This is a genomic window from Roseobacter sp. HKCCA2468, from assembly GCF_037805105.1.
Lineage (GTDB): Bacteria > Pseudomonadota > Alphaproteobacteria > Rhodobacterales > Rhodobacteraceae > M30B80.
Map to the genome: position 1 here is coordinate 870,269 of NZ_JBBLYN010000001.1, position 15,730 is coordinate 885,998.

At 39.4% G+C, this 15,730-nt stretch carries 20 protein-coding genes and 1 pseudogene; 2 read left to right on the forward strand and 19 right to left on the reverse strand.

The annotated features are described in order from the left end of the window. Position 1: 1 nt before the first annotated feature. From galE to AAC620_RS04405, 16 genes and pseudogenes are all read right to left on the reverse strand, one after another. On the reverse strand, positions 2 to 1,009 hold the full coding sequence (gene galE / locus AAC620_RS04335) for a UDP-glucose 4-epimerase GalE (protein WP_340242934.1): 1,008 nt from the start codon (positions 1,007 to 1,009) through the stop codon (positions 2 to 4). A 20-nt stretch (positions 1,010 to 1,029) separates the two neighbouring features. Continuing rightward, positions 1,030 to 1,584, reverse strand: a complete 555-nt coding sequence (locus AAC620_RS04340) for a class I SAM-dependent methyltransferase (protein ID WP_340242935.1) — start codon at positions 1,582 to 1,584, stop codon at positions 1,030 to 1,032. Between the two features lie 32 nt (positions 1,585 to 1,616). Next, positions 1,617 to 2,576 carry an O-antigen ligase family protein gene (locus tag AAC620_RS04345; RefSeq protein WP_340242936.1) on the reverse strand — a complete coding sequence of 320 codons (960 nt, stop codon included), beginning with the start codon at positions 2,574 to 2,576 and terminating at the stop codon, positions 1,617 to 1,619. A 110-nt stretch (positions 2,577 to 2,686) separates the two neighbouring features. Beyond that, on the reverse strand, positions 2,687 to 3,781 hold the full coding sequence (locus AAC620_RS04350; RefSeq protein WP_340242937.1) for a glycosyltransferase: 1,095 nt from the start codon (positions 3,779 to 3,781) through the stop codon (positions 2,687 to 2,689). Continuing rightward, entirely contained in the window at positions 3,778 to 4,185 is a 408-nt protein-coding gene (locus tag AAC620_RS04355; RefSeq protein ID WP_340242938.1) for an adenylyltransferase/cytidyltransferase family protein, read from the reverse strand. The genes AAC620_RS04350 and AAC620_RS04355 overlap by 4 nt, the downstream gene beginning before the upstream one ends. Then, complete coding sequence (locus AAC620_RS04360; RefSeq protein WP_340242939.1) at positions 4,182 to 5,312, reverse strand: glycosyltransferase family 4 protein; 1,131 nt, start codon at positions 5,310 to 5,312, stop codon at positions 4,182 to 4,184. The genes AAC620_RS04355 and AAC620_RS04360 overlap by 4 nt, the downstream gene beginning before the upstream one ends. Beyond that, entirely contained in the window at positions 5,305 to 6,390 is a 1,086-nt protein-coding gene (locus tag AAC620_RS04365) for a DegT/DnrJ/EryC1/StrS family aminotransferase (protein WP_340242940.1), read from the reverse strand. Before AAC620_RS04365 ends, AAC620_RS04360 begins: the two co-directional genes overlap by 8 nt. Then, positions 6,374 to 6,799, reverse strand: coding sequence for a hypothetical protein (locus AAC620_RS04370; RefSeq protein WP_340242941.1), 426 nt, complete (start codon positions 6,797 to 6,799; stop codon positions 6,374 to 6,376). The genes AAC620_RS04365 and AAC620_RS04370 overlap by 17 nt, the downstream gene beginning before the upstream one ends. Further along, the gene (gmd, locus tag AAC620_RS04375) at positions 6,796 to 7,848 is read right to left on the reverse strand and encodes a GDP-mannose 4,6-dehydratase (RefSeq protein ID WP_340242942.1); all 1,053 of its coding nucleotides are present in this window, start codon (positions 7,846 to 7,848) and stop codon (positions 6,796 to 6,798) included. The genes AAC620_RS04370 and gmd overlap by 4 nt, the downstream gene beginning before the upstream one ends. Continuing rightward, complete coding sequence (locus AAC620_RS04380; RefSeq protein ID WP_340242943.1) at positions 7,841 to 8,548, reverse strand: CDP-alcohol phosphatidyltransferase family protein; 708 nt, start codon at positions 8,546 to 8,548, stop codon at positions 7,841 to 7,843. The genes gmd and AAC620_RS04380 overlap by 8 nt, the downstream gene beginning before the upstream one ends. Next, on the reverse strand, positions 8,545 to 9,633 hold the full coding sequence (locus AAC620_RS04385) for a hypothetical protein (RefSeq protein WP_340242944.1): 1,089 nt from the start codon (positions 9,631 to 9,633) through the stop codon (positions 8,545 to 8,547). Before AAC620_RS04385 ends, AAC620_RS04380 begins: the two co-directional genes overlap by 4 nt. A gap of 20 nt (positions 9,634 to 9,653) precedes the next feature. Then, positions 9,654 to 9,740 (reverse strand): hypothetical protein, encoded by an 87-nt coding sequence (locus AAC620_RS12375; RefSeq protein ID WP_445322447.1) that lies wholly within the window; start codon positions 9,738 to 9,740, stop codon positions 9,654 to 9,656. A 130-nt stretch (positions 9,741 to 9,870) separates the two neighbouring features. Continuing rightward, positions 9,871 to 10,185, reverse strand: a pseudogene (locus AAC620_RS04390) (adenosylhomocysteinase); the annotation flags it as partial. A 3-nt stretch (positions 10,186 to 10,188) separates the two neighbouring features. After that, a complete protein-coding gene (locus tag AAC620_RS04395; RefSeq protein ID WP_340242945.1) occupies positions 10,189 to 11,178 on the reverse strand; it encodes an NAD-dependent epimerase/dehydratase family protein in 990 nt (329 codons plus the stop codon). Positions 11,179 to 11,244: 66 nt separating this feature from the next. Beyond that, positions 11,245 to 11,601, reverse strand: coding sequence for a MarR family EPS-associated transcriptional regulator (locus AAC620_RS04400; protein WP_340242946.1), 357 nt, complete (start codon positions 11,599 to 11,601; stop codon positions 11,245 to 11,247). 165 nt (positions 11,602 to 11,766) lie between these two features. Then, positions 11,767 to 12,663 carry a tyrosine-type recombinase/integrase gene (locus tag AAC620_RS04405; RefSeq protein ID WP_340242947.1) on the reverse strand — a complete coding sequence of 299 codons (897 nt, stop codon included), beginning with the start codon at positions 12,661 to 12,663 and terminating at the stop codon, positions 11,767 to 11,769. 29 nt (positions 12,664 to 12,692) lie between these two features. On the opposite strand from AAC620_RS04405, the gene AAC620_RS04410 reads away from it, so the two are divergent. Together AAC620_RS04410 and AAC620_RS04415 are read left to right on the forward strand one after the other, a co-directional pair. Further along, positions 12,693 to 12,941: a helix-turn-helix domain-containing protein gene (locus AAC620_RS04410; protein ID WP_340242948.1), complete on the forward strand. Its 249-nt coding sequence runs from the start codon at positions 12,693 to 12,695 to the stop codon at positions 12,939 to 12,941. 141 nt (positions 12,942 to 13,082) lie between these two features. After that, the gene (locus AAC620_RS04415) at positions 13,083 to 13,352 is read left to right on the forward strand and encodes a hypothetical protein (RefSeq protein WP_340242949.1); all 270 of its coding nucleotides are present in this window, start codon (positions 13,083 to 13,085) and stop codon (positions 13,350 to 13,352) included. A 208-nt stretch (positions 13,353 to 13,560) separates the two neighbouring features. Here the strand turns inward: AAC620_RS04415 and AAC620_RS04420 are convergent, their stop codons facing one another. From AAC620_RS04420 to AAC620_RS04430, 3 genes are all read right to left on the reverse strand, one after another. Continuing rightward, on the reverse strand, positions 13,561 to 13,992 hold the full coding sequence (locus tag AAC620_RS04420; protein ID WP_340242950.1) for a DUF6641 family protein: 432 nt from the start codon (positions 13,990 to 13,992) through the stop codon (positions 13,561 to 13,563). A 146-nt stretch (positions 13,993 to 14,138) separates the two neighbouring features. Beyond that, on the reverse strand, positions 14,139 to 14,936 hold the full coding sequence (locus AAC620_RS04425) for a hypothetical protein (RefSeq protein ID WP_340242951.1): 798 nt from the start codon (positions 14,934 to 14,936) through the stop codon (positions 14,139 to 14,141). Next, positions 14,933 to 15,730: a PIG-L family deacetylase gene (locus tag AAC620_RS04430; protein ID WP_340242952.1), complete on the reverse strand. Its 798-nt coding sequence runs from the start codon at positions 15,728 to 15,730 to the stop codon at positions 14,933 to 14,935. Before AAC620_RS04430 ends, AAC620_RS04425 begins: the two co-directional genes overlap by 4 nt.

Genomic DNA, 15,730 nt, shown 5'->3' on the forward strand with positions numbered 1-15,730 from the left:
TTTAAGTCAATGGTTTCGTTGTCTCACACCAATTCCACGCTGTGTCACACATTTGGTGTAACCCATACTGGGACGTCCACCCAAGTACTCTCTTAATTTTGGCTACATCGGCAAAACAGTTTGGAGCGTCACCGGAACGCCGGTCAACAAACTTGTATGGAACCTGGATTTTCGTAACATGCTCAAATGCTTTGATAACATCTAAGACTGTATAACTACGACCTGTGCCCACATTGAAAGTTTCCACCCCCTCGAACACCGCTAACAAATCCAGTGCCGCTAGATGCGCCGACGCTAAATCTTCAATGTGAATGTAGTCACGCGCTGCAGTCCCATCATGCGTATCGTAATCATATCCATATATTTCCAGATTTGGTTGAATCCCTAATATCGTTCGCAAAATAATCGGGAATAAGTTTGAAGGAACACCCGTTGGGTTTTCTCCGATTAAACCTGACGAGTGTGCACCAACAGGATTAAAATACCTTAAAATAACCGCCGACCGATCAGATCCCGCATTGCTCCAATCTTTAATAATATTTTCACCGACTAATTTTGAACGCCCATACGGAGAAATCGGATTAAGACCGTGCTCTTCCGTAATTGGAAGGATTGTTGGCAGTCCATAAACAGTCGCTGAAGAAGAAAAAACAATATTTTTACAAGAATATTTTTCCATTAATTGCAGAATATTTAACAATCCCACAACATTTTCGCGATAGTACTTTTCGGGCACTTTAAAAGATTCCGCTACGGCCTTCAGACCAGCAAAATGCATAACTGCCTCTGGTTGGAAATTCCGAAAAGCGCACTCTAACTTATCATTATCTAAAATGTCGACTTCTTCCAAATCATAACTTAAGTTACACAGTCTTTGTATTTCTATTTTCACTTCTTGCTTACTATTTGAAAAATTATCTAGCACCAAAACCCTATGACCAGCTGCAAGAAGCTGCCTCACCGTATGGCTACCAATATAACCATTTCCGCCTGTAACTAAGATACGCATAACATATTCCTAACTATAATTTATAAATCTTTATCCTCAACTTTGCGCAATTCAAAATAAACTTCATTACATGGTATAACGCTGGAGAAGAATTTCTCATAAATCCTTGGAAATTTATTTATTATATATTCCACACCTGTCCAATAAAAAATATTTTTTATACTTTTTCTTTGATCGTAATTAAACATCGATAAATAACGATAAGTGATTGACAGATTTGTTTTCACATATGTTAAAGGCCAATCTACGTCATTGACAAAATAATTCAAAGATCGATATCCGATCGAAATTTGATGTGTCGGATCAGTTTTATAATTATCACTAGAGAAGTGCGGTGCATATATACGTAAAATACCTCCGTATTTTGTTACTCTGTCAAGCTCTAGCATTAAACTATTAATATCATGAATATGAGAAATAAAGTGTCTACAAAGCACTTCGTCAATTGATTCGCTTTCAAACGGATATGGGAAAACATCTAAATTGAGAACCTGATCTACGGTTGGCAAATCTAAGATATCCACGTTTAAAAAACCCTCTTCTGCTCGCAAACCACACCCTAAATTAAGTTTCATTATTTCTTCTCACCAGTTATAATGATCGCTTTTTAATTGGAAACACGGGTACGACTTAACTTTTCTTGATCAACTAAATTTTTGAACACAAAAAAAAGTAATACCATCAGAAAACTTCCAATAATATGCAAAAACTGAAGTGGGGCTACTGCCATAATAAAATAACTTTTTCGCTGCCCTGTTAACTTGATGGATATTGCCATGAATAAACTCACAGAGACCGCATAGCTAACTATGCCAAACTCAGCCAATATTTGAAACCAAGTATTGTGAGGTTGCATCCCAGTAGAACGCAAAGAGAATGGACTTTCATAAACGCCAACAAATTCAGTAGACTTAAAATACCCGACCCCAAACGGATAATCAAGTACAGTTCCAAGAAGTTGGTCCCAGATTTCTAAACGATTAGAAGACAAAGCGTTAAGCAAGACCAAAAAATCGTAGTCTAAACTCTGCAGTAATCCATACACTAACCATGGAGAAAGTGCCGTAATGAGGCATATAATATTCAAAATTACCGTTCTTAATGGTAGTAAGTTTAAGATTGATAGAAGTGGCCACAATATAATTGACAGCATCGCACCTCTGCTTCCACTTATAAAAATCATGCACAATAATATAAAACCAGTAACAGATCCCTTGCGTTGAAGTAAAATAAACATCAGCAAACTAAAATACCCAAAATAATTAGGTTCGCCAATAGTACCCGTTAGCCGAGGAATGCTTTCCCCAAAGTATTTTGCGTAATCAACGTGAATAGAAGCATATTGTATTAAAAATATCTCTAGCAGGAGAAATAAGACACTGATAATTACTGAGTGCGATATAAATTTTGAAATTTTATACGTGCGCGGTAATTTGAGAACCAGTGAGGCAAAGATCAACATCAAAAATAGTATTATGAAGCGATAAATATTTATACTTGAATATAGACTCACCAAAAGTTGTGAAACTATTAGCGTTGCAGAGAAAATAAATAAAAAGAAATTCATTGATCGTATGTGAATGAAGGCTAGCAAACTTGTCAAATATGCAAGCGCGTCAAGGTATAGCCTGATTGTAGCTATCGCCTTGATTTGAGCCAAAATCAGTACCCAGTGCATTAACAGAAGTCTTCGTAACTAGCGGCAACAGCATCAAAATGGGTCACGTGCGTAAATTTTTTAATAACAGTGCTTCTTGCTTCGTTGCCAATAAACACACGCAGACTGGCGTCATTTTCTAGCGCGTTAATGGTATCTAATATTTCGTTTAAATAATAGTCAGATTTTTTTATCAGGTAGCCATTTCTGCCGTGCTCGATTAAATCACAATGTCCACTAACATCGGTTAAAACACAATTTAACCCCATAGACATCGCTTGTAATACGGCAAGAGGCAAACCTTCCCCTTTTGAGGTTGAAACATAGTAACGCCCACCAGCTAAAATCGCCTTGGGATCAGCTGAATATGGTAAAACTCTGAAATTCCCTAATCTTTTTGCCTGATTTATTATTTCGCGCAATGATCCTGGAGGATCAATAAGCTCAACAGGATCTAAGCCAACTAAGTCAAACATTAAATTTGAATGGCTCATCGAAGACAACTCGGCCAACCTTGCAAAATCTTTTAAATTTTTGATGGCGTCATTGCGGGCAAGATAAATTGCTCTAGGTTCGGCCGTCAGATTCTCACTAGGATGAAATACTGCTGTATCCACACCATTGGGATTGACGTATATTTTGTGATTTTTAATCTTAACAATTGAGCCGACTTTTTCTGCTTCTGATTGCGAGATAAAACAATATAAGCTCGTAAAATACTGCAATATTTTTTCCGATGCCAGATATAAAGTTTTACCCATTTTACTTAAGTGAGAATAATGAAAGCCATGAAAATAATGAAAAGTTGGAAGTCTTAAAATCAGGCCTGTCATGCGACCGTAAATTCCAGCTCCTTTACCATGAGATACGACTATATCGATCTTCTTTTTTTTTAAAATATTCGTTAACCTTATAAAGGTACATAAATCAATTCTTTTTGTATTAATTTTATGTAAGAAAACGTTTTTTCCTACGATAAAGCTTGTTAAATTTTCAACATCTGGTGAAAATATGTGAAATTCATAACGGTGACTTAAATGTTTTATTAAATTTCGTATGTAATCTCCGCCACCTCCATTACCAACATGGACACAAATATGCGCTATTCTTTTCATAATTGTATCAAACGCTCTTTTAATTCGGATGTGGATATTGATTTAGTATATGGAAGATATACTATCTCAATGTTATGTTCTATTGCGCCCTGCTCATATTGTTGCCACTTATTGGTACCATACCAATCGTCGCCGACAAATAATTTCGAACACTTAAGTTTCGTCATAGTTGAAATTTTATCCATATCCATCTGTGGAACGACCAAGTCAACGTATTTGCATGCGTCAACTACAGAAAATCTTTCTTCGTATGTAAACAGCGACTTTGTTCCTTTATAGGAAACCAACTTATCGACAGTTAACCCGACAATAAGTTTATCACATAAGCTTCTTGCATTCCTTAGTAAATTTACATGCCCATAATGAAATGCATCAAATACGCCTGCTGTATATCCTATTATCATTTTTGCCTTTCCATTATGCTGATGATCTGAGCCCCTACTTTATCCCACGAATATTCTGATGCATGGTCAATTATTTTCTCCCGATCGGTGTCCCGTGTGTGCCGAGTGAAAAACCAAAGGGTAGTCGCCGCAACATCTTCTGGGGACAAAGATGGTGTGACAATTGCAGTTAAATCTTTCTCATAAAAGTAAGTATCTATTGCTGCCGGATGCTCAATAATCAGTGCCGGTAATCCACATCGATTGGCTTCATGCAGTGCTATACTCGCGCCACCCTCGGACTCTGTTAGGAGAATAAAGATACCTGCATTTTTCATTGCCGCATATGCTTGAACTGGAGAAATTTCTCCGTCTTTAAATGTTACAGCATGCCTAATTTTTAATTCATCTGCGAGCGAAATGAGTTTTGATTGTTCACGTCCGTTACCAATTATTATGAATTGGAAATCTGGGCGTGTTTTTAAAATAATAGGAATTGCTTGTAGAAATTTGTCAATATTTTTATAATCAACTAAGCGGCCAAAGTATATGGCGTCAAAAAATTCAGTACTCGGACTTACAGTTTGAATAGTATTATTATCAATTCCATTTGGATTGAAATAAACTTTTTTACGCGTCGTTTTTAAACATAACTCCGTCTGTTTTGATATTGTACTCACGCTGCCAACAGTTTGCACAATTAGCCACTCCAAAAACATACCAATCACTCCTATAAAGAAAGAGTAATTTTTGAACCATTGTTTGCCCCAATACTCCCACAATTCAAGAATAGTTTGCTTGCGCAGCCCACCTAGATATATGGGAAGCAAATGAAGCCATGGTGTATTGCTTGCGACGACATAATCAAATCTGGGACGTTTTTTTAGAAATCTTTGTAATTCAATTGCATATTTAATCGCGAATGATAAGCTCATTCGCCCACTTGTGCTCCTTACGTCGGGATCGAAATAACAGTGCACATAATAGTTTGTCTCTAGGTCATTATTATAACTAGAAGCGAAATAGTGAACCTCATAGTCGCCTGACGCTTGAAGCATCTCAGCGATTTTATGCATGCGAAGTGCACCACCACCTAACATATTCGAGAAATGGTGAGGGTAAGCAAGTAAAACCGTTTTCTTATTCATATTTATTCAGTTTTTCGATAACAAAATCGAATTCGTCAAGAGTGTTACCAAGACCACTAGGTATGTATAGACCTTTTTCACGGAGATAACTTGAGATTCTACAATGTGGATGATTTCTTTTCAGAAGTGGCTGTTGCTCTAATGGAAAAAAGAATGGACGCGTTTGTATCCCGTGCTCTAACAAATAACTAGAAAGCTGTGCAGCTGTATGGCGTCCTTTAACCAATAATCCAAAAACCCAGTAATGATTTTTGCCCATAGAATTTTTTACAGAAGGCAAAGTAAACTTTTCGGGGTCAATTCGTTCACGATAGTAATTTCCATTGGAGATACGCATATCATTGGCCTCATCTATATGTCTAAGTTGACCCAATGCAAATGCAGATTGTAAACCGCTTAATCTGTAGTTCGAACCTATTTCAAAATGCTTAAACCGTTCGTTGGGTTCAAAGCATAAGTTACTGTACCATCTTATTTTCTCTGCTATACTTTCATCATCGGTCAGGCAAAAGCCACCCTCTCCAGATGTTATATTTTTGTTTGCATAAAGTGAGCAACAGGAAACATCGCCGAATGAACCAGCCATTCCGCTGTCGAACTTATTTCCAATGGCCTGGGCAAAATCCTCAATAAGATAAACATTATTTTCTTTAGCAATTTTCGAAAGTCGAACCATGTCCGCTGCTAAACCATAGGTATGCGGAGCAATAATAGCTTTTGTTCGCTCAGTAATTTTCTCCGGTAGAAGATCAATATCTAAATTCCAATCGTGCAATGAGCTATCGATAAATACGGGTGTCGCACCTACTCGTAAAATTGAATTTAAAAGCGAAACTATCATATGGCTAGGAATTATTACTTCATCACCTTCACTAATATTTAGCACCTTTAAAGCGAGTTCTAAAGCAACCGTTCCATTAGAAACGGCTACTCCATATTTTCGATCACAAGCTTTTGCGAATTCGGTCTCCAAGCGTTTAGAATATGGACTCTCTGAAGATATCCAGCCGTCATCTATCGCTTCTTTGATGATATCAATTTCTGAACCCCATATTTTTGGCCTATTTACAGGTATCATCAAAAACCTCTTTATCTGCATATTTACCTAAATATGGCCCTTGTTTGATTTCGAAATATTTTGTACCTGGCAAAATCTTAAAAGCATGTCCACCTGTAAGTTGCAGGAGCGCCATGTTGGAAGTTAATTTTACTTTTTGCACTTCGTTAGAATAGTTGTCTAAAATACAGCATTGGAGTTGACCTGATATCACATAGATGAATTCGCTAGTTGTATCAATCACCCGAGTATTTTTTTTATGTATATGTGCTGGGATAGACAGCGGAATATCATTTATAACACCAAACCCTAGTTGGAAATTTTCCGAGACACTTGATATGAAACCCCGATCTTCGATCAAATTAAAGTTTAGAACCCTCGCTAGAAGAACATCAGCACTAAAAATTTCGGTCTGAATCACTTTTCTCACAAATTAACTCCAATATCATTTAGCACCATTTCCGAAACTAAGTCATCAAACCTATACTTTGGTCTCCAACCGAGTTTGCGTTTTATTTTACTTGGGTCACCAATTAGCAAATCTACTTCGCTTGGACGAAAATATTCGGCATCTACCTTAACTACTGTGTCCCCAACTCTGATAGCTGAGAATCCTCCATTATTTGAAATTACGCGCCCAACCTCATTTATTCCGTCTCCCTCGAAACCTATTTCCACACCGATCACAGCAAATGCTCTTAACAAAAATTCGCGGATACTATAGCATTCCCCTGTGGCCACAACCCAATCCGACGCGGCATCCGCTTGGTTAATAAGCCACATGGCGCGTACATAATCTTTCGCGTGTCCCCAATCGCGTTTAGCATTCAAATTCCCTAGCACAATTTCTTTTTGTGTGCCCTTTGCGATCCTCGCTAATGCCATAGTTATCTTGCGAGTTACAAATGTCTCTCCCCTCCGTGGTGATTCGTGATTGAATAAGATACCGTTGCTAGCCTTCATATTATACGCTTCTCGATAATTCTTTACTATCCAGAAGGCATAAAGCTTCGCTACAGCATATGGAGATCTAGGGTAGAATGGCGTTTGCTCGGATTGCGGAACTTGTTGAACTTTTCCATATAATTCTGATGTGCTCGCATGGTAAATGGAGCATGTACTTTCTAGACCTGCCAACCGCACAGCCTCCATCAACGCAATTGTACCCATGGCATCTACATTAGCGGTATACAGTGGAGTTTCAAAACTCACCGCAACGTGACTCATGGCGGCTAAATTATATATTTCGTCTGGTCTTACTTCCGTCAAGATCCTTACCAAACTTAAAGGATCAGTCAAATCGCTATAATATAACTTTAGTTTGTGTCGTCCATCTAACAAATGATCGATCCTCGACGTATTAAACTGCGAACTACGGCGCCTTAGACCATGAACCATGTAACCTTTCTCTAAAAGAAACTCAGCGAGGTATGATCCATCTTGACCGGTAATACCTGTTATGATTACATTTTTACTCATTTACCAACCTCAGTGTATTTATAACCTTGTAAATTTGGTAGCTTACCCAAATAATTATTATTAAAAATAGGTGTAGTGACACGATATTAGGCATCGACAATATTAAAAGTGTGGACAAAATAAAGTGCCCCGGTTTCGTAAATGAATATTTTAGAAACGTTTTCAATCCACTTCGATCGCCAGTGTGCGAGCTTCTCTTGGCCGCCGTTTCTCTACTCAAATCTACATAATTCAGATAACGTTCCAGCAAAGTAGAAACAATTACTAAATATAAACAAATCAAGCCATAGCTACTTTCACTAAAAATATAAAAGCAGTACAGGATAAAATAAAGGTCAACTAAATACCACAACAAAATATCGAGCCATTTACCTAGTTTTGATTTTTGCTGTCGCAATCTTGCGACTTCGCCATCAACAACATCCAAAAAATATATTATAAAATAACAAATGGGGTACCCAATACCTGCAGCATTAGAAATGACAAGCGCGGGTGCAGATACCAGCGCAAACACAACCATTAAAAAACTGATTTGATTACCAGTTATAGAAGTGCGCTCAACCAAAGCCATACTTAAATATATAGAAAACTTCCTAAAAGTATAAAATGAAAAAGGGTCAGCAACCGAAAGCTCCTTTTGTGCTATAGTCCTGCTTTTTTTAATTTTTGGCGTATCAAGAAAAAATGATGGATACTTCATCGATACTTATACACTCCAGCTAAGTTAAAGAGACACGTGCAACTATTAATCACTGCGATAAGATATAACAATTGCACCAAAGTAATTTCATGCAAACTATAAAGGGCAATAATATAGCACCACCCTGTTATGACTAGCCCAGAAGTTCGAAGTGACTGATGTCCAGTCGCTGTTAGCAAGCTACCAAAAAACAACGTAAGAGTTCTTATTACTAAAATAAACCCTACTATTAAAATGGTGTATGCGCTAAATTTTCCAATGATGAGGGCGGTCAATACAAGTATTAATCCAATAAAACCGTATAATATAATATTTGAAAGATTTTTTAAAACTAAATAATTCTTTGCCTCAATCCATTGAGGCATATTTTTCAGCGCATATGTAGACGCGAAAAAGAGACCAATATTCACTAATCTTGCCAAAACAGCATACGCACCAAAATCTTCTAAGGTCATTAAATTGTTTAATAGTATTAAATCAAAATAGCCTACAATAACACCAAGAACATTGTGTATACCAAAGCTAAAACTTAGATTTAATTCCAAATTATCTGTAAAATTCTCTTTGTAAAAATTATGTAAAATAAAGTTTTCAACACAGTAGCAAATGAAAAGCATAGCTACTAAGGCGGCTATGTCATCCAAAAGTAAATATAGACAAATGGAAAAAAAGATGCCTACAGACTTTATAATTCCAGCTGCAGACTCAATCTTTAATTGTTGTTTTTTGTGAATATAGGCCCGCCGAAAGTTTGAGTGCGCAGATATAATACATGTCAACAGTATAATGATCTTAACAACATTACTAAAATCAGTAGCAAGAAATATGTATGCATATGTTATTAGTATAGGAATTATTTTATTTTTTACATAAATAAATGGATTAATATTTCTATTATGATGATTTTTTACCTGTAATTCTGATCCATATGACCCAAAGTCAATTAAAACTTCTCCGACGATGATACAAGATGAAATTAACGCAATAACAAAAATATTTTCATATGCACCAAAAATTTTGAATGCAAATATGAATATTGTAAAAATAAAATTTCGAGATACTTGCGTTATAATTAAATTAAGCACTTTGTGACAGATTTTTCGTTTTATGTATTTCGACTATACCGATCTTCATAGCGGACTATATCGTCTTCATCCAAATAACTGCCAATTTTCACATCTATCGGCATCATCGGGACCTTACCGGGGTTTTCCTAACAATGAATCGCTCCCAAGGGAACATAAATAGACTGACCTTCAGTCAATATTTTTGGTCTGCATCAATTTGTATCTTGGCAATACCTTCTACAACGATCCAATGGTCTCCAATGACTGGCCTTTGATCGCAAACACAGGAATGTTCGCTACCGCAATTGCTGCCGCTGCGTGGTCCTGTGTGGAAAAGATATTGCAAGACGCCCAGTGCACATCAGCACCAAGGGCCACCAATGTTTCAATCAAAACGGCTGTCTGGATCGTCATGTGAAGAGAGCCAACAATGCGTGCACCTTTCAGGGGCTTGCTTTCGCCGTATTCAGAACGAAGCGCCATCAATCCTGGCATTTAAGTTTCCGCAATATCCAATTCCTTGCGGCCAAAATCCGCTAAAGCTAAGTCCTTAACAACATAATCCGTCATTTTTTACTCCGTGTAAAATATTTCTCGATTAGGTTCAGGTGAGATAAATTCACTCTGCAGAGTGCGTTCGATGCCGTCGCTGAGTGTAAACGGTGCTTGAAAGGTTTCTAAGCTGGCTTTTGCGCTTCTAAACTCGGTCGATGAAGCAAATTTCTTAACGCGAATTGCACTCACTGGTAAATTTTTACCGCTGAGCATAGCAACGGCATCCGCGACGTAACCCAAAAGCATCCCTAACCAATACGGTAATCGCAGACCTACTCCGGTTTTACCCTTCAATTTTGCTCTCACCTGCGAAACCAGCTCATTCATGGTCAAGTCAGGCGTATCAACATAATTGTATACACCATATTTCTGTTCAGTAGCGACGCATGTTTCTAAAAAGGCAACAATATTGCCGATATAGGCCATCGACTTCTTGTTTTCGCCTTTGCCCACCATAAGAAATTTTCCTGAAGCGATTTGATTTAGAAGATTGAAAACGTTTCCGCGATTGCCCTCACCAAAAATCACAGTTGGGCGAACAATGATCAGCGAGTTTTTCCCTTTCATCTGCCAAGCGCGAAGTTTCTCTTCAGCTTCAAACTTAGTCCGTCCATATTCATTAAAGGGGTTTATTGCCCCGCTTTCATCTGTCCCCGGCTCTGCAAATCCATAAACCGCAACGGTACTGGTGAAGACAATCTTTTTGATACCCTTTTCTTCACATACTAGAGCAACGTTTTCCGCGCCATCTACATTTGTACGCTGATATTCTGACTTATCCCTTACGTCGTCGCGATGCACTGCCGCCAAATTTACGACCACGTCACCCGTAATCGTTTTCCGCAAAGTACCCATATCGCGAACATCCGCAATCTTACACTTGTCCGGGAACTGATTGCTCATCTTGATGTCAATGATCTCAAAATCTTGCTGCTTTAACGAAAGCTGCCGGCATAGGTTAGTACCAACAAAACCAGACCCACCAATCACTGTTATTTTTTTTGCCATTATCTGTTCAAATTTTCTTTTTTTCGAGGTCGAAATAGTCCCATTTGACCTACCCATAACGCCCCATTATCGGGTACTAAGCTGCTGTGCGGCATACTCGCGCTCGAGAACTTCAATTTCCACTTTCAATGCCTGATACTCTGCCTTCTTCCGCCGAATAAACTTGGCAGTGAGCCGCGCCTTCTCCCCTAGCCCAGCGGGAGTGAGCAAGTAAAAGTACCGTGACTTACTGGTGTTGTTTTTAAAACTCTCAGCCTTGACGTAGCCCTTCTCGATCAATGCGCTGAGAACATAATAGGCTGCGCCGTTGGATATTTTCATACGCTCAGCTAACTCCCGGGTGGAAATGTCACCACATTTATGTATCAGGCACATACACTGAAAAGTCCGCTCGAGTGCGACATCCTCACGGACACTTGCCATTAAGTCGCAATCTCCATAGCTACCGCACGGCAGATCGAAAAAATTGGCCGCCACATAATATTAACAATTTGAAGCAGTGTAATCATTTGCTCAAATTTGAGCGTACTGGAGGTGCTTGAGATTCGTAAGTGCTAAAGTCACACGGCAATTTTTATTGTGATAGTTCTAGCCACCCCAGACTGAGTGCTCAGCGCGTTCAAGATAACGTGCCAGTGTGGACACGGACTTCCAACCGCCGGCCCGCATGATACCCGCGGTGTCACGGCCCATTCGTAATAATTCCTGCGCAGCACCCACACGCAGCGCATGCCCCGTGTAGCAATGGCACTGATCATGACCAATTTCTTCGAGACAACGCTTAATCGCACGCTGCACGGACACCGGGTTGAGCCATCGATCAATCACCACGCCACCATAGATTGGCCCAAACAAAAGCTGCGCATTAGAACTTAGGTTAACCCACTCTCGCAACACTTGCGATGATGTCGGAGTGAGCCAAACCACCCTGCCCCGCGCCAACTGATCCGTCTTGCCGCGTCTTACGATCAAGCGCGCCGTACCTTCATTAATCCATGTAACATCAGACACCTTGAGCACGACAATCTCAGAGCGCCGCATCAGTCCGTCAAATCCTACGGAGATCATGGCAGCGTCACGCATGTGACGCAGCGATCGATGTCGCATCGCCACAATCGCGTTCACGTCTTCCCTCGTGAGGCCCAGTGATTGCCTCTGCGGCGCGATAGCAGACCGCTGCGCCCGCCGCAGAGCCAGCCGCACAAGTTCAGCCTTCGTCGGGTCATCAAAATTCAAGAGGCGGTGTATTTTTCCGATGGACACGGTATAGCGGCGGACAGTCACGGCGGCCTTTGTCTTGGACTGATCATCCAAAAACGAGGCAAGCAGTCTGGCTTCACACGGCAGCGGATCTATAATCTGAGTTTCACACCATTGGACAAAGACGCAGAAGTCTCGATAATACCCGTCAATCGTCGACTGAGCATAAGCACCCTGTAGCATGTCGAGTGCTTTGACCCAGTCATTTTGAGCATGATGTTCCATATGTCCAATATGATACTTGAGGTATCAAATTGCAAGAGAAAATTATAACCGTGAGTCAAATGAGAGCAGCTCGTGCAGCTCTGGTACTGACATTGGCACAAGTTGCGGATGCAACCGGAATCGGAATAGCGACATTAAAGCGATACGAGGCCACAACCGGCGTACCCGCAGCCAAGAAAAATAACTTACAAAAAATTAAAACCTTCTACGAAGCCGCCGGCATCGAATTCATCGGCACGCCCGACGACCGCCCCGGCATCCGCATCACAACCAAGTGAAACCGGGTGAGACAAACCCGAGACACAATGAGACAACGTGAGACAATATCCCCATAATTATTGAACATTTCGTTATTTTAGATTTGACATGTTCATTATTTGTTCCAAAATTCTTGCAGACCAACTGTAAGGATTTCGAATATGTCAGAACACCTCCGGATTATCTCTGGCCCCATACTCTCCGTTGGAGAGGAGCCACACGACTTCCAAATTCACTTCGACGCCATTAAGGCGCACTTCAGTCCATTAGAGCCCTTCGAGGTGAGGCAAGTCGAACTCATCGCGTATTGTGACCTCGAGATCGACCGAAACCGCCGCCGCATGCAGTCATACATGGAGCGAGCGATCGACGAATACGCGCACGAGATAGCGCCAATGTTTGACGCCGACCCACCGATCGCCCCCCACTAACTAGTAACGCCAATATTTAATTGTTTAATATCAATCATTTAACGTCTAAAAATAATTTGTGTGCAACTAATGTGTAACTCAATATCCACTTTGCACGTTTTATCTACGCTTGTGTAACTATTGCAATTAAATTGTTTACGCAATCATTTGCTGCACATTGTAAGACGAAGAACGTGCTTAATCCATCCACGTTCTTGTCTTCTTTCGTTCACTTGTTCTTTCGTGTAACTCGTCTTCCAAACTGCGCTTGCTGTTCAATAAGTGCATCTAACTCACCATTCTCTGCAGCTTCGCGCACCTTAGCTAGTACATCAGCAACTTCTGCTTCACTAGCTAGTTCGATTGCATTCTTACCTTCAGCAAACTCTAAAGCCTTGCTTCCATAGCGCACTACAAGATTTATCTTTCCATCAACACTAGCAGCCCACCAACGTTTAACACGTTTAGCAACTTCTACTTTGCGTTGGTTACCATCTTCGTCAGTAACCCACTTGTGTTGCACAGGTGTGTAGTCTTTGTTTGCTGCAAGTTGGATTTGTTCATCAATCTTTTCAATCAGCTTACGACGACGAACAGCGATAGGGTTGTTGTTTTGAAGTGGGTTAAATGCAACAAAATTAAGGGTATCAAGTACAGTCATGTCAGCCTCCTAGTTAGCCAAAAGCATTGTGCTTTCAGAGTTCAAAGGCTGTCATCCGAAGATTAGTAATCTGTAATCAAAAACTTATCTAGCTTAGAAACTCAAGCTTCAATACTTGAAAATAACAAAAATTAAAATTAGTCCACTTATTGGGTAATCGATAACTCTGAATTTTGAGGGTGTACATAAAGATTATTTTCGAAGCTTTTCACAAGCCATGGTGCTTCTTTTGAGGTACCGCATGTTTCCGCGTATATGTTTACGCGCACCACGAAATTGCGCAAGCACTGTGCAAACAACCAGGTGAAAGAAACAGAACTGACGTCTTCTCTCAAGTAGATATTTAAAATTCTTAGCTTTAATCCAAATTTTTTAACTGTAACTAATTGGTACCCAGCATGAGAGATATCACTATCACGGTTATAAATTAATTTTACAGGCTTAACTGCTCCTTCAGAAAAATTGATTTTCTTGTTGATGTGCTTCAGTTGAACAAAAGGAAACTGCTTTACCACACCATAGGAAAAAAGTTCAACATTCATGTATTTATAACCCAATGCAATAAGTATTTTTTTGACAGCGGAACTCGGTGTGTAATTTGTAATCGTATAATCAGAAAGCTTTGCAGTGAGCTTTTTAGCAAATCTGACCGCGTCAATTCCTCTGTGAGATTCTTTAGCATACCAAGAAGAGAGATTAATAACCTTGTCAGAGCTACTATGAATAGTATTTTGTTCAAAAAGAAGGATTGCAATCTTGATTTGACCGTGTTCAGAAAATAAAGCCGCTTTAGGCGTCTCCTTATCTAAAGATCCAAGACATTCCAAAATTTCTTTACTTCTACGATTATCCCACCCAAAACCCAGCTCCAAAAACGCTATCACTCTTTTCAGTGTGTTGATATCATAAACTACGTGGAAACCACTTTGAGATATCGAAGTCATTTTCTAACTTTTTTCAATAAATTTTTGATGTAGGTCTTGAGGGCTTTGGGAAGCATCCGACGAACCAAGGTCCCTAGTAAACTTTGTTTGAATGACATTGTTAACAGCAAAACAGGAGGATTTGCAGTAGGATTCTGATATTTATTTTTGGTTGGTACTGAGAGATCATTAATTTTTATGAATAATTCCGTGTAAGGCCAGATGTAATCGTCATTCCAAGTCCAGCAATTATTCTCCATATACAGACTTTTTATAGAATGGCAGAGGTTCGTGGGGATGCTCCCTACTATCAGCTCAGGACCTAGCAGAGCTTTCTGAATATCAAAAACCTTCTTGGATCGATCGCTAAGATAGCTTGAAACATAAATTGAAGGTTTCGTAGATTTAGTTGCTACGCAAACAGCCCTAAAAACTGAAATATGCTCTTCATGACCATATTCACCCCAAGGATTGTGAGTATATACAACATCAAATGAAGATAATTTTAACTTAAGTAATTCAGCTAAATGGTTAAAGTTTTTTTCGTAGTCATTTTTATTGCGGGAAACAACCATACCACAGTCATTCAGTTTAGGAGAATTCCAATTCCCTGAGCGAAATACATTGCTTTCTTCAACATTTAACCATTCAATGTTTTTAAGTGGATATCTACTTTGAAGTTCTTTTCGCCCATTGGTGACGTCATCATTACTTGATGGACCAAAGCATACAATAATCTGATCAACCGCTTCTAAAACTGAGCTAAAGAATAGAACTTCGTCATCAGGGTGTGCTACTACTATAGCTTTTTTCAT